This window comes from Clostridium sp. AM28-20LB (genome assembly GCF_003480665.1).
GTDB classification, from domain to species: domain Bacteria; phylum Bacillota; class Clostridia; order Lachnospirales; family Lachnospiraceae; genus Otoolea; species Otoolea fessa.
The window spans coordinates 263,889-286,172 of record NZ_QUJN01000001.1 but is presented as its reverse complement, the minus strand read 5'-3'; the positions used below and the strand labels follow the sequence as shown (position 1 = coordinate 286,172).

Here is a 22,284-nt window from a genome sequence, read left to right as displayed (position 1 = left end):
GTCTTCTACACCGTCACAATCTGCGACACTGCATCGCGTTTTGCCACTGTGATCGGGAAATCATTCGCCTTATACGGCGTATCTCCCTCTGTGATCTCCAGACGCACCGTCTCATATGCCAGCTCTTCGTAATTATTTTCCTTACTCAGATGCCCCAGGAAAATATGCTTCAAATTGTCATGCAGAATGGAACTTAAAAGCCGCCCCGCATTTTCATTGGAAAGGTGTCCGTAATCGCCTAAGATACGACGCTTCAGGTAATACGGATACGGTCCTGCCTCCAGCATTTTGACATCGTGGTTGGCTTCCAGCAAAATCGCATCCAACCCCTGCAGATGGTCAATGATGTACTGGGAATAATGCCCCATATCCGTCGCCACCGCCACCGATCTTTTTTCATTCTGAACCCGGTAGGCAACAGGATTCGCTGCATCATGGTCGATCCGGAACGGTTTGACTTCCAGATCTCCTACCATAAAATCAACATCCGGCGTAATCGGGTGCATCAGATCTTCCGGAATCTCGCCAAGACTCTTGGAATCCTGAATTTCCTCTAATGTCTCTTTTGTGCTGTAAATAGGTGTGCCATATTTGCGCGCCAACACGCCGAGCCCTTTGATATGGTCGGAATGTTCATGCGTGATGAGAATTCCATCCAGTTCCCGCGCATTCAGCCCCAGGTCATTTAACCCCATCTCAATACGCTTGTTGCTGATCCCCGCATCCACCAGAACGTGGGTGTTGTCGCTTCCTATATAAATACAATTCCCGCTGCTGCCGCTGGCAATACTAACCATCCGCATATGTATCCTAATCCTCTTTTCCTAAAAATGACGCTATCTGCTTCCGAATATCCTCAATCCCACCGTTGTTGTCCAGCACACGCGTCGCAAAACTCCGGTAATCGTCCTCGGATGCCTGATTTGCCATGATGCTCCGGCATTTTTCCTCGCTGTAGCCGCGGCTTGCCATCAGACGCTTGATGCGGTTCTCCACCGATGTGTATACATACCAGATTTCATCAAACATCGCATTGTGGTCGTCATCATAGAGAGCTGCCTCCACAACGATGATCTCCTTGTCGGAATGGTTGATCGCATAGCGGATCTCCTCCCACGCCATCGGGTGGATGATGGCGTTCATCGTCTCCACCGCCTCTTTATTCTGGAAAATAAGCGCCGCCAGCTTTTTGCGGTCAATGCTGCCGTCCTTATTTAAAAAGGAATCACCCAGCGCCTCTACCACATGCTGATAGCCTTTCTTACCCGGCTCCATGAGCTGGTGAGCCACTTCATCTGCCTTAATAATTTCCGCGTCAAATTCCTCCTGCAGCACACGCAGGATCTCACTCTTACCGGAACCAACGCCTCCGGTAATACTGATTATCTTCATGTTTATCTGTACCTTTCCATTATTTCGTTTCAAACCACGAATTTCCCATCTTCATATCGATTTCCAGCTCCACCTGCAGCTGCGCCGCACGTTTCATCTCCGTCGCCAGAATCGACTGCACCTGTTCCAGCTCTTCTTTCCAGGTTTCAATCAGGAGTTCATCGTGCACTTGGAGGACAATGCGGGAACGCAGTCCTTCGCGGCGCAGGCGTTGATCGACGCGGATCATCGCAATCTTGATAATGTCGGCTGCAGTTCCCTGAATCGGGGAATTCATCGCCACACGCTCACCGAACGAACGCTGCATAAAATTGCCGGATTTCAGCTCCGGAATCGGTCTCACACGCCCATACATAGTCTTGACCTCGCCGTATTTCCTGCCCGTTTTTACCAGACCATCGAGGAAACGTTTGACATCCGGGTAGGTTTCAAAGTAACGCTCAATGTACTCGGTCGCTTCCTTGCGGGAAATACCGAGATCTTCGCCCAGCCCAAACGCGCTGATACCATATACGATACCGAAATTGACTGCTTTTGCATTGCGGCGAAGCTGCGGTGTCACTTCCTCAAGCGGCACATGGAATACCTGCGACGCCGTGATCGCGTGGATGTCCTCCGCCTGCCGGTATGCCTGGATGAGGTTCTTGTCATTCGACATATGCGCCAGCACACGCAGCTCAATCTGGGAATAATCAGCGTCAACCAGCACACAGCCCTCGCGTGGTACAAACAGCTTCCGGATCTCGCGTCCCAGCTCCATACGCACCGGAATGTTCTGCAGGTTCGGCTCTGTACTGCTGATACGTCCTGTCGCTGTGATCGTCTGGTTAAAGGTTCCGTGGATTCGTCCGTCCTCCCGGATAAATGCACCCAGCCCGTCCGCATAGGTCGATTTGAGTTTCGCCACCTGGCGATAGTCTAATACTTTCCGCACAACCGGATACTCCGGCGCCAGTTTTTCCAACACATCCGCCGCCGTCGAATAGCCGGTCTTCGTCTTTTTGCCGCCCGGCAGGGACATTTTTTCAAATAAAACCTCACCCAGCTGCTTCGGGGAATTAATATTAAATTCACAGCCCGTCTCGGCGTAAATCTCCTGCTCCAGTTTCTCTACCTGCGTCTGGAGGCGTTCGCCGTAGGCTTTCAATTCCTCCCGGCGCACCTGAATACCTTCCTCTTCCATATGGTAGAGGCTGTAAATAACCGGCATCTCTATCTCATAAAAGAGATGCAGCATTCCATGTCTTCGAAGCTGCCCCAGCAGGATTTCCCGCGATTTCCACGCCGTATATGCCATGTAGCAGACACAATTCAACGCTTTCTCCGGCATTGTCTCAAATGCATCCGACAGCGCCGTTTTTCCAAGCAAATCGACCTGTGACGGCACGGTCATATCTAGGTAATCACGCGCCAGGTCATCATATCCATAGGTATCCTTGAGCGGATTTAACAGATACGCCGCCACGCCTGCGTCCATAACCGCACGGTTTCCTTCTGCATTCCGGATGCCGTCCACGATCCGGCGGCTATGATTTTTAAGAAATGGAAGCTGGATCTTGAGATCCAGAACCGTCACAGACGGAACCACCTCCATCAGGCGTTCCAGCTCCTCTGCCAGATACTGTCCGGTCAGAAATCCAACTGCCGGGATCGCATAGATCGATGTCCCGTCCAGGCAGAGTGCCAGTGCCACAACCTCTTCTTTTTCAATCACCAGCTGCGCTCCGATCTCCTCCGCGCGCTGTGCACGGTCAAAAATCACCTGTGCCTCGCCAAAATCATTTACCAAACGGAAAGATTTTTCCATTTCTGATGACGCAAAGGCGTCCTCACCAAATTTCTGCAGAATGGACTTAAATTCCAGCTGCTTCATATACTGATATGCCTCCGGCGTGTAAAGCGAATCCAGCTTCGCCTCCTCCAGCGAAAAACCAATCTCGCAATTGATGCGGATCGTTGCCAGATCCTTGCTCATCTGCGCCATGTCATAATGCTCCCGAAGCGCTTTCTGTGCGCGCGGCGGCTTTACCTCATCAATGTGTGCATACGCATTCTCAATGCTTCCGTAGGTGGTAATCAGGCTGGTTGCCGTCTTTTCACCGATCGATGGCACACCCGGAATATTATCCGAAGTATCGCCCATCAGCGCCTTTACATCAATAAATTCGATCGGCGTCACCTGATACTCCGCCTTCACATCCTCCGGGTAATAGTCGCGTATCTCCGTCGTACCTTTCGAAGTACGCGGCATCCGAATCTTAATGTGCGTATCTGCAAGCTGCAGCAGGTCACGATCTCCTGATACGATAGAAACCTCCACGCCCTCCGCCGCACAGCGTTTCGCGATCGTTCCCAGAATATCGTCTGCCTCATACCCCGCCTTGGTAAGAATCGGCACGCCCATCGCTGTCAGCACTTCCTTCATCACCGGAACCTGCTCATGCAGCTCCTGCGGCATCGGTTTTCTCGTTCCCTTGTATGCCGCATACATTTTGTGACGGAATGTCGGCTCTTTCAAGTCAAATGCCACTGCCAGATAGTCTGCCCCCTCATCTTCGATCACCCGGAACATGATATTTAAAAATCCGTACACTGCATTGGTGTGGAGTCCCTTCGAATTTGTCAACTCCGGCACCCCGTAAAATGCCCGGTTGAGTATACTATGACCATCTATCAGCACTAATTTGCCCATCTGTTTCCGTCTCCTGTTCTATCACTTGTTGCTTTTTTCTATGGTGCCAGCCAAATCCTGACCTGCAGCATCACCGTCACCAATACCGCCATCACGCCCAGCGTATTGACCGCATACTCCATTTTCCGGAAGCGCCACATCCGGCGCACACGGGCATATGACTCAGCGATCCGCTTCTGCAGTGCGCCCATGATATCAAAAGTACCCGATCCGGTGTCCAGCTGTTTCAGTCCGACATCCACCATAAAATAAATTTCCAATTCTTCCTGACAGTTGCGGCAATGTTCCAGATGCTCCAGAAACGCTTCCAGCTCATCCCCGCTCAGTTTATCCTGGATATACGGCGTCACAAGACGCTCCGCTTCCCGACAGGTCACAGACGCCACCTCCTTTTCCAGTCTGTCATTCCATATGAATTATCATTCACGCATGACGCGTTCATAAACCCATTTGAACCTAATCATACCTTATTTTAATGAAACACGCAAGCCCCTGCGAATGCTTCGCTTCTTAATTTCAAAACAAACAAAAAAACAGTTGCAATCTGTCTCCAATTTTGGTAAGATAAAAAGCGTCGATAGACAGCCGGCTTGTCGGAATGGCAGACGAGGTGGACTCAAAATCCATTGGTGGCAACACCGTGCGGGTTCAAGTCCCGCAGCCGGCAGATTTGAAAGCCCTTGAAAATATTGGATTTTTCCTTTATTTTCAAGGGCTTTTGGTGTTTTCAAGCAAATATCTATCAGCCTTTCTTATCCTGTTTCATCTCCCGCCTTTTCTTCGTCATCAGACCGCCAATCCGCCCGCTCTCCTTGGCAGTCAGGCTTCTCCAGCCATACTGCCGTACCTTGTCTGCCAGCCCAATTTCTTCCGCCACCTCATATTTCAGCCGCTCTGCCGGGGTCATTTTCTCAAAATCCACCTTATTTTCATCCATAAAAAATACTCCTTTCCACCTTGTGTACTCAGAGTATGTCCATTTTCTGGAAAACTATTCGCATTGTTTTTCTCTGTCCAGCTGCTCTTCCATCTCATCCAGCTCGTCGATCTCTTCCGGCAGCTGCTCTTCCATCTCATCCGGCTCGTCGATCTCATCCGGCAGCTGCTCCGTATCATCCCATATCTCCTCCGAATCACCCCAGTTATATTTATCCTGAAATTTTTTTTCCTGATCGATCAGAAAATCCAGTCCGGCAGCTGCGCCTCCGATGGCAGCGCCAATCGATGTCACACCGATTCCACCCACAAAGAGGACAGCGCCAATGATTGCCATTTTTTTCATCCATTTTTTCATTTTCCTATCCTCCTACGCCCTGGCTGACAGATAACCTGCCGCCTGACGGCAAAGCTGAATGATTCCCTTGACTGCCCACGGCAGAAATACACCGTAAAACAGGATACAGCCGCATATCAGAAGCAGACAGCTGCCCTCTGCCGCGATACCCAATCCGATGAACATCAGTCCCATCGCAAAATGTTCAAACAGACTCGCCGTACCCAGAACAAACAGCATAATTCCGCCAACAAACACCAGCACCGTCATCAGTCCCAGCACCACCAATATCGCTGCCAGTGCGACTGCCAGCCCAAAAACACTTCCCACAGTTCCCGTTACCAGCGAAAAGATAAATGGAAGAACTGCAAGCACTACCAGAACTGCCACAACCATTCCAATCTTGGAACCGGTTATTTTTTCTTTTAAGCAATGCAGCATCTCGCTCAGACGGCTTCTTTGATTCTCATTGGATGCCGCATTTTCTCCCGTTTCCTCATCCCGAAATTCCCGGAATGGGGCATCCTCGGTTCCAGCCTGAAATCCTGCTTCTTTTTCTCGTTCTCCCTGTTCTGCCCCACCGCTTCTGGATAAAGTCGTCCGCTTTTCTTCAAACCGGCTGTCATTGTACCCCCGGTCTGTAAATTCGCCGCCACTCCATTCACTCTGCAGCTCCGTCCGGATTACCTCGGCAATATGCTCCGGACTCTGAAATTCTGCAAGTACCTCTTCTTCCTTCTCCGGTCCCGCTTCCTCCAGATAATCGCGGTAATAGTCAATCGCATCCCGTTTTTCTTCTTCCGGAATATCCTGCAAGAGCGCTTCCAGCCTCTCTAAAAATGCTTCTTTTTTCATGATCTGCCTCTCCTTATCCCTCTTTCAGTATCTCTGAAATTTTTCCTGCATACACGTTCCACTCACCCCGGTAAAGATTCAGCTGAATCCGTCCCGCCTCCGTTATTTTGTAATACCGTCGGTTTCTGCCGTCGATCGCCCGGTCATATGTTTCCAGGCAGTCATCCTTCTGAAGCCGCCGCAACACCGGATAAAGCGTGGACTCCGATATTTCGATTGCCTGACGGACATCCTGCGTGATCTTATACCCATATGTTCCTTCTGCAGATTTTGATACAACTGAAAGGACGATCGCATCCAGAAGCGCAGCTCCTGTATTAAAAACCATCTTATCCCTCCTAAGATTCACTAATTCAAAATATAATATTTTTTCTTGTTTAATATTATATATTATATAATATTGTATCTAAATTATATATCAGTGTACCTTCTTTGTCAATATTTTTCCAAATATCCTTATGACTCACTCCAATCCATCTTTCTGCTCCCACAACCCTTCACCACGCCGTATCCCGCTCCTCATCACGCAAAAAACAGACCGTACAACCTATGTTCCATCACATACGCCATACTGCCTGTTTTCATTTTTATCTTAATAAAATCACCAAATAGCTTTCTACAGCGCCAGAAACAGCCAGCTCTTTCTTCCAATCCCAGAAATACCCAACTGCGTTCCGGTCAAGAATACCATGCCCCACGCCATCGCAAAAACGGCTGCCACCTCCACATTCTTCCTGTGGAAGTGACAGCCTGATGATTCTTTCATCCTCCGTCTGACGCACTATCTGTCCGATGAGAAACTGGCGTCAACCGTTTGATTAGTTTTCTTCTGCTTCCTGATTCTCAAGAGCTTTCATGCTCAGGCTGATCTTGCGGTCTGCCTCGTTGAAATCAACTACCTTAGCAGTGATAACCTGTCCTACGCTCAGTACGTCGGATGGTTTGTCAACATGCTCTCTGGAAATCTGGGATACGTGAAGAAGTGCATCTACACCTGGCTCCAGCTCAACGAATGCGCCGAAATCAGTCATACGTGCTACCTTGCCTTCTACTACGTTGCCTACAGCATATTTCTCAGCTGCGTTTGCCCACGGATTGCTCTCCGGGAACTTTAAGCTCAGAGCGATCTTCTCGCCGTTGATATCTTTGATCAGAGCTTTTACTTTATCGCCTACTTTGAAAACCTTCTTCGGATTCTCAACTCTGCCCCAGGACATCTCAGAGATGTGAAGCAGACCGTCAGCGCCGCCAAGGTCGATAAATGCACCGAAATCAGTTACATTCTTAACAACACCTTCTACGGTCTGACCAACAGCGATCTTCTCGAATAATTCTTTCTGCATAGCAGCTTTCTTCTCAAGCAGGATCTGCTTGCGGTCGCCGATGATACGGCTTCTTCTTCCGCTCGGATTGAACTCGGTAACTACGAACTCAATCTCCTGACCTGCGTACTTGGATAAGTCTTTATCATAAGTATCAGAAACCATGCTTGCCGGAATGAATACACGGGTTCCCTCAACCTCTACTACGAGGCCTTTCTCCATAACCTGTGTAACTTTCTCTTTCAGAACTTCCTTGTTCTCGAAAGCTTCTTTCAGACGTTTCAGACCCTTATCAGCAGCCAGTCTCTTGTAAGATAAAGCAGCCATGCCCTCTCCGTCGTTTACTTTCAGAACTTTTGCTTCCAGTTCGTCGCCGACCTGAACTTTGGTTCTAAGATCTACGCCCGGCTCATTGGTGAATTCGCTTCTTGTGATGATGCCTTCGGATTTGCTTCCAGCGATGCTGAGAATGATTTCGTCTTCCTTGACACCGATAACCTGACCGGTAACAGCCTCTCCTGTACGTAATCTCTTGAATGATGATTCTTCAAACATTTGTTCAAAACTTAATTCTGACATTAGTATGAACCTCCTCGATAATTTGATTTGGGGTCGATGCCCCGGCTGTAATACCTACGCTGCGCACAGTACCTGTTATCTCAGGCTTGAAATCTTCCAGTGTCTGAATGTAGTAAGTGTGTTTACATTCCCTGCGGCAAATCTCATACAACTTTTGTGTGTTAGAACTGTTCTTGCCTCCAATCACAATCATAACATCAACCTGTGAAGCTATCTGCCTCGCCTCAACCTGTCTCTCCTGTGTTGCATTGCAAATCGTATTTAAAACAAGTATATCATAATACGTTTTTGAAATTTTTTCAACTAAATCTTGAAATTTATTGTAGTTAAATGTCGTCTGCGCCACGATACAGAGCTTTTCATCCGGTCTGAGTGCCAGATTTTCAAATTCCTCCAGTGACTCGACTGCCAGAGTATACTCATTTCCCCAGCCTTTGATACCCTCGACCTCCGGGTGGTGCTCATTTCCCACGATAATCACGCGGCGTCCGGCTTCGCACTGTTCCCGGACAATCTTGTGGATCTTTTTGACAAATGGACAGGTCGCGTCCACAAGCTCCAGTCCCTGGCGTTCCAGGAGTTCATAGATCTCCCTGCCTACGCCGTGGGAACGGATGACGACCACGCCTTCTTTCAGGGCTTCCAGTTCCTCCTTCGAATTGATGACCTGTACGCCCTTCTCTTCCAGATCCTGCACCACCTCTTCATTGTGGATGATGGGACCGTAGGTATAGATCGGCTTCTTCCCCGTCGCTATCTGATCATATACCTTCTCGACTGCCCGCTTCACGCCAAAGCAGAAGCCAGCCGTCTTCGCAACTGTGATTTCCATGTTCCTGCCCGCCATTCCTCCTATTCCTCATCGTCTTGGATAAATAAATCCCCTCTGTCTCCTTCATAAAATCCACTTTTGCTCCTGTCTCTCATAGCATCCCGCGAATTCTCCAGAATAGAAATTCTTCCGCCTTTAATCGGCAACTCATTTACCCTCATTGTTATAGTTTATCATACTTTAGACTGCTGGTAAAGTCTAAATCGACGTAAAATTATATAAAATTTACACGATTAACTGATTTTGCAACCGCATTTCGGAATTTACGCCGCATTCAGTCCCTGTCTTCGGAAATTGCCGTTACTCCTTTTGCCTCCCGGCAGCCGGATCGGTGTCCGGATCATCCGACCGGATGCCTGCCAGACGCATAAACTCACGCATCGCTGCCGTCACATAACGCCCCCGCTTGACCGAAAATGTAATCTCCCGCTCAGACAGCGGGTCGTCCAGCTTATAATAGACCAGCCTCGGGTCCTCCGGACGCCACTGTACAATATCAGAACGCACAAACATCGCTCCAACCCCGTTGGAGACGATATTTAAAGAAGTCAGCACCTGATCCACCATCATCACAGTTTTCATCGTAAAACCGCCGTTGCGGCACATTTTCGCGCCTCGTTTATACATATCATTGCCCGGTTTCATCGTGATAAACGGCACATCCTTAAATTCCTTTAACGGAACCGCCTCCACCTCCGGTTTTAAAAAGGACTTGGACAGAATCTCCTGCCTGGACAGTCGGTATGGCTGCAGCTTCCGGTTAACCGGAAAACTTTCCGGAACTGCCAGAATCAGATTTTCCTTCCGGAATAAATACCGTTTGATCGAAGTATCGTCCTTCTCCATCGCCGTCTCCAACACCAGATCCAGCGACTCATTTTCCAACCCCGCTTTCAGCTCCCGCGTATTTCCTTCTGTTAGGTCAATCGTAACCTGCGGATATTTTGTCTGAAAACGGGCAATCAGATCCGGATACACAAACGAGCAGAAATAAGATGCACCGCCGAGCGCCAGCGTGCCGCCCTGAAGCCCCGCAATATCTTGAAAATACCGTTCCAAATTCCGTTCCAGAAAAAGAATCTTTTCAACGGTACGGATGTAATACGCGCCCTCCTTCGTCACCGTCAGCGGAATCGTACTGCGATCAAAAATCGGCGCTCCCATCTCTTTCTCTGCCTTCCGCACCATGTTGCTGAGTGCTGGCTGGCTGATAAAAAGCTTCTTCGCCGCTTTGGAAAAACTCTTTTCTTTGTAAACCTCATACACGTACTTCATTTCATTCAGCATTTGTCAATTCCCCCTGTCCATTTTCCATCCTGCTTTGCTTAAACGAATATAACCGCCATATCTAACAGTTATTTTTTATTGTTATTATTTTATCATAAGATTTCTATATCTGCAAACAAATAAACTGTATTTTCCGTCCATTTGTCGTTTTTCAGACAGAATCCAGCTTGTTTTACGAAACTTCCATGTGCGTGAATCAGCACTCAAAAGAAGCTGCGAACGCCTGCGCTCTGCACATCTAAGGCAGCTAACCTGCGTCCACAGCTTCCATTTTTAATATGGAGGTTTACCAATTCCTATGCTTTTACCAATTCCCGATGTTTTATATTGCGACTGCTCAAGGGGAAATCACAGCCGCAATTCATGCAGTCTTTCATTGACAATTCATTCTTGATATTTCGTAATATGTAGCCATCTTATTTATCGCCCAGGCATACAACCTTGCCGTCTTTTACGATCAGGACTTCTTCCGGTGTTCCCTCGTCGAAGATAACGGTCGGATTGTACTGTACCATGTCGATATGTACGGTCGAGCGTGCCGGCTGTCCATAGTAGAAGCCGTTGCCCATTGCGATGTGGCAGGTTCCTCTTGCCTTCTTCTCTTCCTCGAAGTCTCCGTTGAACATACAAGCCGGGTTAAGTCCAAGTCCGATCTCTGCGATGTTGTCGGAATCTTTAACTTCTGCGATCTGACGGCGGATTTCTTTACAAATCTTCGGATCGCCGCCAACTACCTCTACGATGCGCCCTTTTTCGATTCTTAACTCAACCGGTGTGGTCGGGCATCCATAGTAGCAGATAGGTCCATCAATTACCAGTTTGCCATGGGTTGTGTCGATCACCGGTCCTAAGGAAACCTCTCCGTCAGACCATGCCATTGCATCGCCCGGATTTCTCGCGATACCACACTCGATGATCGGCTCCATCTGATTCATTTCCATGTACAGGTCGGTACCAGCCGGTGTGGTGATGTGAGCCATCTTATGACCTCTCCAGATAGCCTGCAGTTTCTCGCCATCTGCGTAAACTGCTTCGTAGTCTGCCAGAGCGCCGCCTCGTGTGAAGTTGTCGATATTTCTTAAGCAGATAGAAACCTCGCGAAGTTTCTTCTGGTTGATGAGCTCTTTCAGGTGGTTATTGTAGATAGCTGCACCGGATGCGGTGGTCATGCCGACAAATACATCGCAGGCATCCATGCCAAGTTCCAGAGATTTCGGGAAGATGGTTGCTTTGTCTTTTCCACGAATCGGCATCATGTATACGCCGTACTCAGCGCCGCAGTTTAAAGCGGCTGCTGCCATCGCCTGGGTCATTCTCTCGTCGGTTTGAGGGTCAACGACAATCAAAACTTCCTCGCCCGGTTTAACAGCCATCAGGTTGCCAAGAAGATACTGTGCACGTTCCATACATTCGATAATTCTGTTATCACTCATAACTCATTCTCCTCGCTTTTGTTATTATTTGACAGTCTCTGCATCCAGCCGATTTAAGCTATCTGCCTGTCATTGTTCTCTGTTTCATAGCTGTTTATTTAGTTTTTTCTGTTCCTCATGAGGTTTGACTATATACTATCAAACCCGCACACACTTATAAACAAATATACCCATTTGCGAATATGTTATAAATATTTCGTGATAAGGGGTTTACCATCCTGCTGGAAGCATTCCCAGTGCGCTGAAAATTGCGTAGAATACGGTACTGCCGTACAGCAGGACGATAATCGCCTGCATCGGCTTGCTTGCCATCCAGCCGCAGTTCCATACCGGCTCAATGTCACCTGTTTTTCTTGCTCGGGAGGCGGTACTTCACATCCAAATCAGACTTAAAAATACCAAGAATCCCCGTTCAGCCGATACACTGGCTGAACGGGGATTCCTGGCGTCATACAAAACAGTAAGGTATATTTATATGGTTATAATTGGGGTGAACTGTCTAGTTGGATGCAATAGTTTTATTTGTCGCCCAAACAAACAACCTTGCCGTCTTTTACAATCAGAACCTCTTCTGGTGTTCCCTCGTCGAAGATAACGGTCGGATTGTACTGTACCATGTCGATATGTACGGTCGAGCGTGCCGGCTGTCCATAGTAGAAGCCGTTGCCCATTGCGATGTGGCAGGTTCCTCTTGCCTTCTTCTCTTCCTCGAAGTCTCCGTTGAACATACAAGCCGGGTTAAGTCCAAGTCCGATCTCTGCGATGTTGTCGGAATCTTTAACTTCTGCGATCTGACGGCGGATTTCTTTACAAATCTTCGGATCGCCGCCAACCACCTCTACGATACGTCCTTTTTCAATTCTTAACTCAACCGGTGTGGTCGGGCATCCATAGTAGCAGATAGGTCCATCAATTACCAGTTTGCCATGGGTTGTGTCGATCACCGGTCCTAAGGAAACCTCTCCGTCAGACCATGCCATTGCATCGCCCGGATTTCTCGCGATACCACACTCGATGATCGGCTCCATCTGATTCATTTCCATGTACAGGTCGGTACCAGCCGGTGTGGTGATGTGAGCCATCTTATGACCTCTCCAGATTGCCTGCAGCTTCTCGCCGTCTGCGTAAACTGCTTCATAATCTGCCAGTGCGCCGCCTCTTGTGAAGTTATCGATGCTTCTTAAGCAGATGGAAACCTCGCGAAGTTTCTTCTGGTTGATGAGCTCTTTCAGGTGGTTATTGTAGATAGCTGCACCGGATGCGGTGGTCATGCCGACAAATACATCGCAGGCATCCATGCCAAGCTCCAGTGACTTCGGGAAAATGGTTGCTTTGTCTTTTCCACGAATCGGCATCATGTATACGCCGTACTCAGCGCCGCAGTTTAAAGCGGCTGCTGCCATCGCCTGGGTCATTCTCTCGTCGGTTTGAGGGTCAACGACAATCAAAACTTCCTCGCCCGGTTTAACAGCCATCAGGTTGCCAAGAAGATACTGTGCACGTTCCATACATTCGATAATTCTGTTATCACTCATAGTTTTAATCTCCTTTTCTTGTTTTGTCTGGTTTCCTTAAATTTTTGCACCTTTGCAAGTGGGAATTATTTCTGTTTTTTTCCTTTTTATCCGGAAAACGTGGACTTTTCAGAACCGGGTGTTCCATATTCCATCTTTGATTCACGTTCTGCACAAATTTGTCGTTTCCCCGCTTTCCGGGTTCCATACATAACTACTGCCCAGATATATTTCACATTTCATACGAATCCGGGATGTCTCTTTCTAAAACTCAAGCTGCCTTTTTGGCTTCTCCCTGATTGAAAATCTCGTGATCCAGTTCGCCCTCCATCTGAGAAATGCAGACAGATGCTACCAGGTCACCTACAGAGTTAGTAGATGTGTGAATCTGGTCGATGATACGATAGATTCCAGCTACCAGTGCGTATGCATCCAGCGGAAGTCCCATCTGCGTCATCAGGGTTAAGCTGATAACCAGACCAATCTGCGGAGTTGCTGCACAGCCAACGCTTAAGAAGGTTGCCTGTACAACCAGCATAATCTGCTGCTGAATACTTAACTCTACGCCGTACAGCTGTGCGGCAAAGAGAACAACGATACCAAAGTATGCACACGTTCCGTTCATCTGAGCGGTACATCCAAGTGGAAGTACGAAACTCGCAATATCTCTCGGAACGCCCATCTTCTTCGGTGCTACTTCCATTGATACCGGAAGAGCTGCTGAAGAAGTACAGGTACTAAATGCGATCATCCAAGGTTCAAACGCTTTGCGCCAGAACTTCATCGGATTTACCTTTCCAATCACGATAAGGAAAATGCTGTATCCAACAGTACTCATGATAATGCAGGCAAGATAATCAGTTAAGATGAATTTCAGAACCGGTCCGAAGATGGCAACGCCATATTTTGCAAGTGCTACAGTCATCAAACTGAATACGCCGTAAGGGATGATTCCAAGAATCATGTCGATAACCTTAAACATCGTCCGTGAACAAAGGCTGATGATGTCACATAACTGCTGTGCTTCCTTGCCAATGCTGATGATGGCAAATCCAAGAAACAGGGAAAAGACGATAATCTGCATCATCTCGCCGCTTGTCAGTGCCTGAAATGGGTTGGACGGAATTAAGTCGAGCAGTGTCTGGTAGATACCCGGAAGTTCTTTCACCTCCATTGCTGTCTCTGCCGTTCCCAGCTGCAAGCCACGTCCCGGTTTGATGATATTGGCAAGTATCAGACCGATGGTTGCTGAAATACCGCCAGTTGCTAAAAACCAGATGATGGTTTTAACGCCGATGCTTCGAAGTTTCTTGATATCGCCCAGCGAAAGTGCCGCGTCGATGATACAGAAGAACACCAGCGGGACGACAATCATCTTGATCAACTTGATAAACAAATCTCCGATGAACTGGAAGAACGGAAGGACATATCCGTTAATGATCTCATTCTCCACGCCGCCCATAAAATTTAAGACGTAACCAAACGCGATACCTGCAAACAATGCAATGAATATTTTCACGTACAACGGAGTTTCTTTTTTCTCCGCCCCATTTTTAGTTTTCTCCACCATGTGATACCCCCTTATGTAATGGTTTTTTATTTCTCGTGTTCCTCATGAGGTTTGACTACATAGTATCAAAAAGCCAGATTATTATAAACAAATATATCGAATTGCGAATAAGTTATAATAATTCAGTGATACAGAGTTAGTTCTGACTTACTTTTTAGGTATTGTCTCCATAATAAAAACAATTTTATTTTTGCAAATCAATTCCGTACTGTTTTCTGTAAAATACTAAAAGCGGGTAAAAGTTTTTTCGCTTTTACCCGCTTCTTGCTTGAACCTTCTTCTTAAAGGTTTCTATTTTATTTCGTCTGCATCATCTGATTTTTTAGAAATGGCATTACATATGAACCAGCTTAGCTTTTACTGGTTATCCGAAACATAAACCGCTGCTTCTGTTCCTGCAGTCGAACCAAACACAACCGCCTCGGTCAGCTCATTGCCGGAGAGCACACCTTCACCGTCTACTGCCGCTGACAGGATCGGACCTGCTGCATAAAGACCATTGATCAGCTCGCCGCTATCTTTGTTTAGCTGTTCCGCATTGTTGCTGACAACCAAGGCAGCTGCCTTTCCATCTGCCTCATATACCTGAGATTCCTCAAAAACCGGAATCAGGGAGACATCGGTCGCTACCAGTGCCAGGCAGTCAATCTCCTGATCCTTGCCGTCCACCGTCACAGTGATGCGGTCAAGCGCACCTTCTTCATCGTAAGCGACGCTCTTTAATTCTGCCTTATATTCAACCGGAATCTTCAGCTCTTCGACTTTTTTAAGCAGCGCTTCCTGTGCAAGCTCGTTCAGATTTCCCTCTTTTGCCGGGAAACTGCGGGCCACCGAGGAACCTGCCTCCTGTGCCAGATCGCCATACTCCATTCCCAGTGTGTCGGCAAGCCAGTCTTTCGCCTCTTCGCTGTTCTCCGATACATATGCCGCCATATCCGAATTGTTCGTATTATTTCCTGCCGTCATAATATCGGACAGATAAATCTCAAAATCATCCGTAAGATTCGCCTGGAACTGCTCATCCGTATCGGCTGCATTGACATACGGTGCCATCTCCGTCATATCTGCCGCCAGCTCTTCGCCCGGTGCCAGAATCAGGATCTTCGACGGATCCATGCCCTCGGCTGCCGCCTGAACCGCCGCGATCAGTCCGGCGCTGTCTCCACCTGCGATGACAAGCTGTGCATCCGATGCTTCTGCCTCTCCGGTCGCTTCGGTTGCTTCCTCGCTTGCCGCTGCACTCTCTGTTGTATCTGCCTTACTGCCGCATCCCGCCAGTGCCGCTGTTCCCAGAACCGCTGCCGCCGTCAGAATCCCTGCCTTTTTAACTGTATGGAATGATTTTTTCATAATCGTTCTCTCCTTTCCCTCTCGCCGGAGTTCCTGCAGCTGTCTTCAAACATGCACAGTACCTCTCGGTTGTGGATTTCAGTCTAACATAGAACCTGCGGCGAATCAATTAAGGTTTCTTTAATTCTTACGGCGGAAAAAACGAAATTTTCTGTTACTTACACAAATCCGCAATCACCTGTGCAAAAATCTTCGCGCTTGCCACCAGATCACTCACATAGGCAAATTCATCCGCCCCATGCATACGGTTGTCCACGCCCGGCATCGACGCGCCAAATGCAACGCCGTTTTTCAGGTCATGCACATATGTGCCGCCGCCGGTGTAGTTGCACTCGCCCTTGTTGCCGGTATAAAGCTCATAAGCATTCAGAAGTGTTCTGACAAACTCGGAATTGCCATCTACAAAATGCGGCTCTCGCAGCTGCGGGGACTCCAACTTCATGCCGTGGGACGCAAGTTTTGCCTCCACCGGTTTCAACAGGTTGTCATCATTGCCGCCGATCGGGAAACGTCCGTCAAAGTACGCTTCCATCCGTGTCTCCGTCATCGTAAGCATCGTGAATGCCAGAGACAGCGCTCCGGATCCTTCTGCCTGCATCGCCACGCCAAGCGCCTTTCCCTCGGTATCATTCCACGGGAAGCACTCAGTCAGGCTGTGAATCAGCTTCGTCTGTCCGCAGGATGCAAATGGCAGGCGATCCAGAAGCAGAAGCAGGGATGCCAGCGCATTTTTGCCTTCCTCTGGTGTCGAGGCGTGTGCGCCCTCACCGACTGCGGTGATCACGATCACATCTTCCTCTGCCTGAAGCTCAAACTGTACGCCAGTCTCCTTCGTCACGCCCTCTGCCATCGGACGTACCTCTTCCTCGGTCAGTCCTGTAATTGTCGCATGCGCCTTGCCCGGAACAACATTGATCTTGATGCCAGCCTCGATGGACAGGATCCGCGCATTCTCCGTCGATACCTCAAAAGAAGCTGTCACATGCCCCGGGAAACGTCCTTTTTCGATATTGATAACCGGGAACGAAGCATCCGGGGAAAATGTCATCGGCGCTTCCTTCTCCACTTTATAATAATGTTCAATATCGCTGCTGCCGCACTCCTCATCCGTTCCCAGAATCAGGCGGACATTTTTTGTCACCGGGATTCCCAGTTCTTTGACCGCACGCATCGCATACAGAGCTGCTACCGCCGGTCCCTTGTCATCCGCCGTGCCGCGTCCGTACAACTTTCCGTCTTTTACAATCGGTTCAAACGGCTGTGTCACAGTCCAGCCCTCGCCTGCCGGGACAACATCCAGGTGTGCCAGAATATCTAGCTGGTGCTCACCGTCGTTTAAATCGGCGGTTCCTACATAATTATCGTAATTGTTGATGGAAAATCCATACTCTTCCGCCATTTTGAGTGCCTGTGCCAGTGCGCGGCTCGGACCTTCGCCGAACGGATCGCCCTCCTGGTATGCCGAACGCTCGCTGTTGATGCTGCACAGCGCGCATATGTCATCTAACATCTCCTGCTTGTGCGCCTCGATATACTGCTCGATTTTCTTTTTATACATAAATCTTCCGCCTCGTTCTTTTCCTTTGGTTATTATTTGGACAGAATTCCAGCCAGTACCTGGTTCACTACCTTTCCGTCTGCCTTGCCCTTTACCTTCGGCATCAGGGTTTTCATGATTTTTCCCTTGTCAGACGGTGCCGGATTTTCAATGCCAAGCTCTGCCAGAACACTTTTGATCACCTCTGCGATCTGCTCTTCGGTCAGATCCTCCGGTGCAAATTCCTGATAAACTGCCAGACGTGCCTGTGCCTCCTCGCGGATATCCGCACGATCTGCCGGAGCCAGTTCCAGAGTCTCCTTCGTCTGCTTGATCTCTTTCTTTACAACTGCGTCCGCCTCTTCCTCAGTCAGCGGAGAACGCTTGTCGATCTCCGCATTTTTCAGTGCGGATAACAGCATGGATAAGGAATCTTTTCTTGCTTTGTCCTTTGCTTTCATGGCTTCTACCATGGCTGCACGTACTACATCTACTCTGCTCATATGAAATGTCTCCTTTTCTTTTTTTATGGTCTCGCCATGCCCAGATGGGACGATGGGGACTCTCTCTTGTTTCACCATGCCCAGGGGTGCAATAGGGACTCTCTCTTGTTTTACCATGCCCAGGGGTGCAAAACCTGCGGTTTCACACCTCTGTCCGGCTGCGCCGTATAGCAGAAATCCCCCTTTCAGCGCCTGAAAAATAAATTTTCCATTCGCTGAAACGGTGCTTTCCGCTGCATGGCTTTAGTTACGCCCAAACTCGCTTAACTTAAGCTTCGGATTCCGCTCTTCCACCATTCCCACACTCCAGCTGTTGACAAACAGAAGCAGTGGATTGTCTTTGAGGTCTTTGATCCGCTTCATATCCGAAGTTCCCTGGATCTTAGCTACGTCGATCTCGTCAGCGTTTTCTACCCAGCGGATGTACTCGTATGGAAGTTTTTCCAGCTTGACTTCTACATTGTACTCATTTTCCAGACGGTAGGTCAGTACCTCGAACTGGAGGACGCCGACTACGCCGACGATGATCTCTTCCATACCTGTGTTGAACTCCTGGAAGATCTGGATCGCACCTTCCTGGGCGATCTGGCTGATGCCCTTGATGAACTGCTTGCGCTTCATCGTGTCCATCTGGCGCACGCGTGCAAAATGTTCCGGTGCGAACGTAGGAATGCCTTCAAATTCTACCTTTTCACCTGTACAAAGTGTATCACCGATCGAGAAAATACCCGGATCGAATACACCGATGATATCGCCCGCATATGCCTCCTCGACGATCTTTCGATCCTGCGCCATCATCTGCTGTGGCTGGGAGAGACGGATCTTGCGTCCGCCCTGCACATGCGTTACTTCCATGCCTGCCTCAAATTTGCCGGAACAGATACGCATAAATGCGATACGGTCGCGGTGCGCCTTGTTCATATTTGCCTGAATCTTGAAGACAAACGCGCTGAAATTCGGAGAGAACGGATCCACCATGCCGGTTGTCGTATTTCTCGGCAGCGGCGAGGTTGTCATTTTCAGGAAATGCTCCAGGAATGTCTCTACACCAAAGTTTGTCAGCGCCGAACCAAAGAATACCGGGGATAAATTTCCGCGGCTGACACGCTCCATATCCAGCTCATCGCATGCGCCGTCCAGAAGCTCGATATCATCCATCAGCTGCCGATGGTAGTCTGGACCGATGATGGAGTTAACCTCATCGCCCTCTAACGAGAACTCCTGAGATGCGACCTCCTTCTGTCCGCCCATTGCTGCTGTGAAGGTTGTGATCTTCTTTGTGGCACGGTCATACACGCCCTTAAAATTCTTACCGCAGCCGATCGGCCAGTTGACCGGGCAGGTACGGATGCCGAGCACGCTCTCGATCTCATCCATCAACTCAAACGGATCGCGCGCCTCGCGGTCCATCTTGTTGATAAAGGTAAAAATCGGGATGTGGCGCATAACGCAAACCTTGAAAAGCTTGATCGTCTGCGCCTCGACACCCTTAGAACCATCGATGACCATGACCGCCGAATCGGCTGCCATCAGAGTACGGTAGGTATCCTCCGAGAAATCCTGATGTCCCGGTGTATCCAGGATATTGATGCAAAATCCCTCATAATTAAACTGTAATACGGAAGAGGTAACCGAAATACCTCTCTCCTTCTCTATCTCCATCCAGTCAGAAACCGCGTGCTTGGCCGCTTTTCTTCCCTTGACCGTACCAGCCAGGTTGATCGCGCCTCCGTAGAGAAGAAACTTCTCCGTCAGGGTTGTCTTACCAGCATCCGGGTGGGAAATAATGGCGAATGTACGCCGTTTTTTGATCTGCTCCGCTATATTTTCCAAAAAAATCTTCCTCCAAACTTACTACCATTCTTTAACTTTGTCTAAACGTATTTATTCTATATTATTTTAAACGAATACGCAAGTCCAAGTTACGGTTCACTCACGCGCGATCGGTAACAGATCTTAAAAACATTTTTCATCTTCTTCTTGATCCTTTTCTTTAAAAAACATATAATCATACTATTAACGTGGATATATAATAAATAGTAACAGTTGAACATATGAAACCGTTGCGATAACTATACAATCAACTTTTTATAAGAGATGTTGATTATTGTAGAGATGCAGGAGATATAAAGGAGTTATTTTATGATTCTAGCTATCGACGTTGGAAACACCAACATTATTATCGGCGTGATCGACGCAAAAAAAACGTATTTTGTAGAACGCATCACGACCACCATCGGAAAACCGAATCTGGAATATGCCGTGGCGCTGAAAAGTATTCTTGAAATTTACCATATTGCCCCAGATCAGCTTGATGGTGCGATCGTCTCCTCGGTCGTTCCGCCGCTTAACCGGACGATTCTTGCCGCCATCCGTAAAATAACGGGACTAAACGCAATGCTGGTCGGTTCCGGCATGAAAACCGGCTTAAACATCCTGATGGACAACCCGAAATCCGTCGGCAGTGATATGATCGTAAACGCAGTCGGTGCCCTTGCAGAGCATGAACCGCCAATCATCATCATCGAAATGGGAACCGCTACGACCATGTCTGTCATCGACAAAAACGGACGCTATGTCGGCGGCGCGATCCTGCCGGGACTTCGCGTTTCCCTCGACAGCATGAGCGCCAGCACTGCCCAGCTGCCGCGCATCAGCCTCGATACGCCGCGCCGTGTCATTGGCAAAAATACCATAGACTGCATGAGAAGCGGCGTCATATTTGGCAATGCCGCGATGATCGACGGTATGCTGGATCGCATCGAGGAAGAACTCGGAGAGAAAACTTCCATCATCGCCACCGGCGGCATCTCCAAGATTGTCCTGCCGCTCTGTTCGCATACGATCACGTATGATGGGGCGCTGTTAATGAAGGGATTACTACATTTATATGAAAAAAACAGGAGAACCGAATAATCAAAAAGGCTGTCTCTCGGCAGATGCATCTATATGATACATTCTGATGGGAGACAGCCTTTTCACCACAGTTTATTATGCTGACATCTATTCATTACCGGTCACGGTCACAGCAGCATTTATTTTACAACCTTCAGCTTCATATTCTCTTTCTCAATCCGATCCAGCTTCTCGCCGTCCAGACGGAGTGCAAATCCAAACGGATTTACCACGATTCCATTCACGTAATCCAGATATTTTTTCAGATCGCGGAAGCGGACTTCCATTGCTCCAAACTGATGTTTACGGTCAAATTTGCCAAATTCTACTAAATCCGTAAATGCCGGGTAATAGCGTACACCCTTTCCGGTGGTCAGAACCGGTACTGCCGTCGTCTTCTGCGGGTCAGCAACCGGAACCAGCAGACGCGCACCGTAAAGCTCTTTGCACATCAGATCCTGCATCTGTGGGAATGCCTGGTGCTGTACCAGTGCCTGATAGAACTGATTTGCAGAACGGACCAGGGACGGGTTCATCACGATCTCGGATGTATCCTTTGGTTTCTCGATGATGCTGAACAGCGACATGGACATATGATTTTCCTGTCCCTTGTCGATCACAACTGCCTCAAAACCGCTGCGGTAGAGGTCGTTGAAAAAGGAAATACGCTGTAATGGGCGGATCTCCAGTACCTTCGTCTCTACACCGACCATCTCCAGCCCTTTCACGAACTCATCTGCATACTCGCGGCTGGTGTAAAGGAAAGCAGCCGCCTTGCCGTTCTCTGCACCCAGGAAGAAGTTTTTCGTCGCATGGACAGTCACAACAAACAGTCCCGGCTCTCTCTGAAGCAGCTCCAGAACCTCTCCCATCACTTTTTTATCTGCTTTATCCTGATGTTCTTTCATCAGCTTACGTAATTTCTCCATTTGAATTCCTCCGGCTCTTTTTAATGTACTCTCGGAATCTTTCTGTGCTTGATTTTGTGAGATGATTTTTTGTCAGCTGTGCCCAAATTTCTGAGGCGTACGCGGTGCGTACGTTGATGAAATTCGGGTACGGCTGGCGGAAAATCAGCCACAAAAGCGAGTGCAGAAAAGACTCCGAGAGTACATTTTATCATGCGCGAGGCTCAATCCGCCTGCGCCTGTCTTTTCTACTCTGTCTGCTGTCCATGACTGCCTGAGTGTCGCATCGCCAAGCTGCCTTTATCACTATATCAGATGGAATACTCCGCTCAACCCCAGTTC

At 48.5% G+C, this 22,284-nt stretch carries 21 protein-coding genes and 1 tRNA gene; 2 read left to right on the top strand and 20 right to left on the bottom strand.

Going from position 1 to position 22,284, the window contains the following annotated elements:
- Window positions 1–5: 5 nt before the first annotated feature.
- From DW739_RS01350 to DW739_RS01335, 4 genes are read right to left on the bottom strand one after another with little or no spacing between them, the layout of a single operon-like run.
- Window positions 6–803: an MBL fold metallo-hydrolase gene (locus DW739_RS01350; protein WP_022360435.1), complete on the bottom strand. Its 798-nt coding sequence runs from the start codon at window positions 801–803 to the stop codon at window positions 6–8.
- Between the two features lie 7 nt (window positions 804–810).
- Window positions 811–1,392 carry a dephospho-CoA kinase gene (coaE, locus tag DW739_RS01345; protein WP_118524129.1) on the bottom strand — a complete coding sequence of 194 codons (582 nt, stop codon included), beginning with the start codon at window positions 1,390–1,392 and terminating at the stop codon, window positions 811–813.
- 19 nt (window positions 1,393–1,411) lie between these two features.
- Window positions 1,412–4,084, bottom strand: coding sequence for a DNA polymerase I (polA, locus tag DW739_RS01340; protein ID WP_118524124.1), 2,673 nt, complete (start codon window positions 4,082–4,084; stop codon window positions 1,412–1,414).
- A gap of 38 nt (window positions 4,085–4,122) precedes the next feature.
- Complete coding sequence (locus tag DW739_RS01335; RefSeq protein ID WP_022360432.1) at window positions 4,123–4,461, bottom strand: zf-HC2 domain-containing protein; 339 nt, start codon at window positions 4,459–4,461, stop codon at window positions 4,123–4,125.
- Between the two features lie 207 nt (window positions 4,462–4,668).
- Here DW739_RS01335 and DW739_RS01330 point away from each other — a divergent pair.
- A tRNA-Leu gene (locus tag DW739_RS01330) sits at window positions 4,669–4,751 on the top strand.
- A 75-nt stretch (window positions 4,752–4,826) separates the two neighbouring features.
- Here DW739_RS01330 and DW739_RS01325 read toward each other — a convergent pair.
- The 15 genes from DW739_RS01325 to DW739_RS01250 form a co-directional block, all read right to left on the bottom strand.
- Entirely contained in the window at window positions 4,827–5,021 is a 195-nt protein-coding gene (locus DW739_RS01325) for a small, acid-soluble spore protein, alpha/beta type (protein WP_106999744.1), read from the bottom strand.
- A 54-nt stretch (window positions 5,022–5,075) separates the two neighbouring features.
- Window positions 5,076–5,378 (bottom strand): hypothetical protein, encoded by a 303-nt coding sequence (locus DW739_RS01320; RefSeq protein WP_118491223.1) that lies wholly within the window; start codon window positions 5,376–5,378, stop codon window positions 5,076–5,078.
- Window positions 5,379–5,390: 12 nt separating this feature from the next.
- Window positions 5,391–6,212, bottom strand: coding sequence for a DUF1700 domain-containing protein (locus DW739_RS01315; RefSeq protein WP_106999742.1), 822 nt, complete (start codon window positions 6,210–6,212; stop codon window positions 5,391–5,393).
- Between the two features lie 13 nt (window positions 6,213–6,225).
- Window positions 6,226–6,540: a PadR family transcriptional regulator gene (locus tag DW739_RS01310; protein ID WP_022360428.1), complete on the bottom strand. Its 315-nt coding sequence runs from the start codon at window positions 6,538–6,540 to the stop codon at window positions 6,226–6,228.
- Window positions 6,541–6,828: 288 nt separating this feature from the next.
- Window positions 6,829–6,978, bottom strand: a complete 150-nt coding sequence (locus DW739_RS15320) for a hypothetical protein (RefSeq protein ID WP_333490962.1) — start codon at window positions 6,976–6,978, stop codon at window positions 6,829–6,831.
- Window positions 6,979–7,030: 52 nt separating this feature from the next.
- Window positions 7,031–8,113 carry a 30S ribosomal protein S1 gene (gene rpsA, locus DW739_RS01300; protein WP_022360427.1) on the bottom strand — a complete coding sequence of 361 codons (1,083 nt, stop codon included), beginning with the start codon at window positions 8,111–8,113 and terminating at the stop codon, window positions 7,031–7,033.
- Window positions 8,094–8,945 carry a 4-hydroxy-3-methylbut-2-enyl diphosphate reductase gene (ispH, locus tag DW739_RS01295; RefSeq protein WP_118742698.1) on the bottom strand — a complete coding sequence of 284 codons (852 nt, stop codon included), beginning with the start codon at window positions 8,943–8,945 and terminating at the stop codon, window positions 8,094–8,096. Before ispH ends, rpsA begins: the two co-directional genes overlap by 20 nt.
- 300 nt (window positions 8,946–9,245) lie before the next feature.
- Window positions 9,246–10,232 carry a LysR family transcriptional regulator gene (locus DW739_RS01290; protein ID WP_118742498.1) on the bottom strand — a complete coding sequence of 329 codons (987 nt, stop codon included), beginning with the start codon at window positions 10,230–10,232 and terminating at the stop codon, window positions 9,246–9,248.
- A 416-nt stretch (window positions 10,233–10,648) separates the two neighbouring features.
- Window positions 10,649–11,665, bottom strand: a complete 1,017-nt coding sequence (locus DW739_RS01285; protein ID WP_118472903.1) for an aminopeptidase — start codon at window positions 11,663–11,665, stop codon at window positions 10,649–10,651.
- Window positions 11,666–12,183: 518 nt separating this feature from the next.
- The gene (locus tag DW739_RS01280; RefSeq protein ID WP_118524346.1) at window positions 12,184–13,200 is read right to left on the bottom strand and encodes an aminopeptidase; all 1,017 of its coding nucleotides are present in this window, start codon (window positions 13,198–13,200) and stop codon (window positions 12,184–12,186) included.
- 250 nt (window positions 13,201–13,450) lie between these two features.
- Window positions 13,451–14,749 (bottom strand): dicarboxylate/amino acid:cation symporter, encoded by a 1,299-nt coding sequence (locus DW739_RS01270; RefSeq protein WP_118742497.1) that lies wholly within the window; start codon window positions 14,747–14,749, stop codon window positions 13,451–13,453.
- 357 nt (window positions 14,750–15,106) lie between these two features.
- Complete coding sequence (locus DW739_RS01265; protein ID WP_118472906.1) at window positions 15,107–16,099, bottom strand: FAD-binding protein; 993 nt, start codon at window positions 16,097–16,099, stop codon at window positions 15,107–15,109.
- Between the two features lie 154 nt (window positions 16,100–16,253).
- The gene (pepV, locus tag DW739_RS01260; protein ID WP_117795236.1) at window positions 16,254–17,657 is read right to left on the bottom strand and encodes a dipeptidase PepV; all 1,404 of its coding nucleotides are present in this window, start codon (window positions 17,655–17,657) and stop codon (window positions 16,254–16,256) included.
- A 32-nt stretch (window positions 17,658–17,689) separates the two neighbouring features.
- Complete coding sequence (locus DW739_RS01255; protein WP_022360228.1) at window positions 17,690–18,139, bottom strand: GatB/YqeY domain-containing protein; 450 nt, start codon at window positions 18,137–18,139, stop codon at window positions 17,690–17,692.
- A gap of 243 nt (window positions 18,140–18,382) precedes the next feature.
- A complete protein-coding gene (locus tag DW739_RS01250; protein WP_106999734.1) occupies window positions 18,383–19,972 on the bottom strand; it encodes a peptide chain release factor 3 in 1,590 nt (529 codons plus the stop codon).
- Window positions 19,973–20,281: 309 nt separating this feature from the next.
- On the opposite strand from DW739_RS01250, the gene DW739_RS01245 reads away from it, so the two are divergent.
- Window positions 20,282–21,055 (top strand): type III pantothenate kinase, encoded by a 774-nt coding sequence (locus tag DW739_RS01245; RefSeq protein WP_106999733.1) that lies wholly within the window; start codon window positions 20,282–20,284, stop codon window positions 21,053–21,055.
- A 119-nt stretch (window positions 21,056–21,174) separates the two neighbouring features.
- On the opposite strand, the gene DW739_RS01240 is transcribed toward DW739_RS01245, so the two are convergent.
- The gene (locus DW739_RS01240) at window positions 21,175–21,963 is read right to left on the bottom strand and encodes an SseB family protein (RefSeq protein WP_106999732.1); all 789 of its coding nucleotides are present in this window, start codon (window positions 21,961–21,963) and stop codon (window positions 21,175–21,177) included.
- Window positions 21,964–22,284 lie beyond the last annotated feature (321 nt).

Coding starts and splice junctions, on each gene's coding strand:
- DW739_RS01350 (WP_022360435.1), bottom strand. CDS start 803: ATGCGGATGGTTAGTATTGCCAGCGGCAGCAGCGGGAATTGTATTTAT.
- coaE (WP_118524129.1), bottom strand. CDS start 1,392: ATGAAGATAATCAGTATTACCGGAGGCGTTGGTTCCGGTAAGAGTGAG.
- polA (WP_118524124.1), bottom strand. CDS start 4,084: ATGGGCAAATTAGTGCTGATAGATGGTCATAGTATACTCAACCGGGCA.
- DW739_RS01325 (WP_106999744.1), bottom strand. CDS start 5,021: ATGGATGAAAATAAGGTGGATTTTGAGAAAATGACCCCGGCAGAGCGG.
- DW739_RS01320 (WP_118491223.1), bottom strand. CDS start 5,378: ATGAAAAAATGGATGAAAAAAATGGCAATCATTGGCGCTGTCCTCTTT.
- DW739_RS01315 (WP_106999742.1), bottom strand. CDS start 6,212: ATGAAAAAAGAAGCATTTTTAGAGAGGCTGGAAGCGCTCTTGCAGGAT.
- DW739_RS01310 (WP_022360428.1), bottom strand. CDS start 6,540: ATGGTTTTTAATACAGGAGCTGCGCTTCTGGATGCGATCGTCCTTTCA.
- DW739_RS15320 (WP_333490962.1), bottom strand. CDS start 6,978: ATGAAAGAATCATCAGGCTGTCACTTCCACAGGAAGAATGTGGAGGTG.
- rpsA (WP_022360427.1), bottom strand. CDS start 8,113: ATGTCAGAATTAAGTTTTGAACAAATGTTTGAAGAATCATCATTCAAG.
- ispH (WP_118742698.1), bottom strand. CDS start 8,945: ATGGAAATCACAGTTGCGAAGACGGCTGGCTTCTGCTTTGGCGTGAAG.
- DW739_RS01290 (WP_118742498.1), bottom strand. CDS start 10,232: ATGCTGAATGAAATGAAGTACGTGTATGAGGTTTACAAAGAAAAGAGT.
- DW739_RS01285 (WP_118472903.1), bottom strand. CDS start 11,665: ATGAGTGATAACAGAATTATCGAATGTATGGAACGTGCACAGTATCTT.
- DW739_RS01280 (WP_118524346.1), bottom strand. CDS start 13,200: ATGAGTGATAACAGAATTATCGAATGTATGGAACGTGCACAGTATCTT.
- DW739_RS01270 (WP_118742497.1), bottom strand. CDS start 14,749: ATGGTGGAGAAAACTAAAAATGGGGCGGAGAAAAAAGAAACTCCGTTG.
- DW739_RS01265 (WP_118472906.1), bottom strand. CDS start 16,099: ATGAAAAAATCATTCCATACAGTTAAAAAGGCAGGGATTCTGACGGCG.
- pepV (WP_117795236.1), bottom strand. CDS start 17,657: ATGTATAAAAAGAAAATCGAGCAGTATATCGAGGCGCACAAGCAGGAG.
- DW739_RS01255 (WP_022360228.1), bottom strand. CDS start 18,139: ATGAGCAGAGTAGATGTAGTACGTGCAGCCATGGTAGAAGCCATGAAA.
- DW739_RS01245 (WP_106999733.1), top strand. CDS start 20,282: ATGATTCTAGCTATCGACGTTGGAAACACCAACATTATTATCGGCGTG.
- DW739_RS01240 (WP_106999732.1), bottom strand. CDS start 21,963: ATGGAGAAATTACGTAAGCTGATGAAAGAACATCAGGATAAAGCAGAT.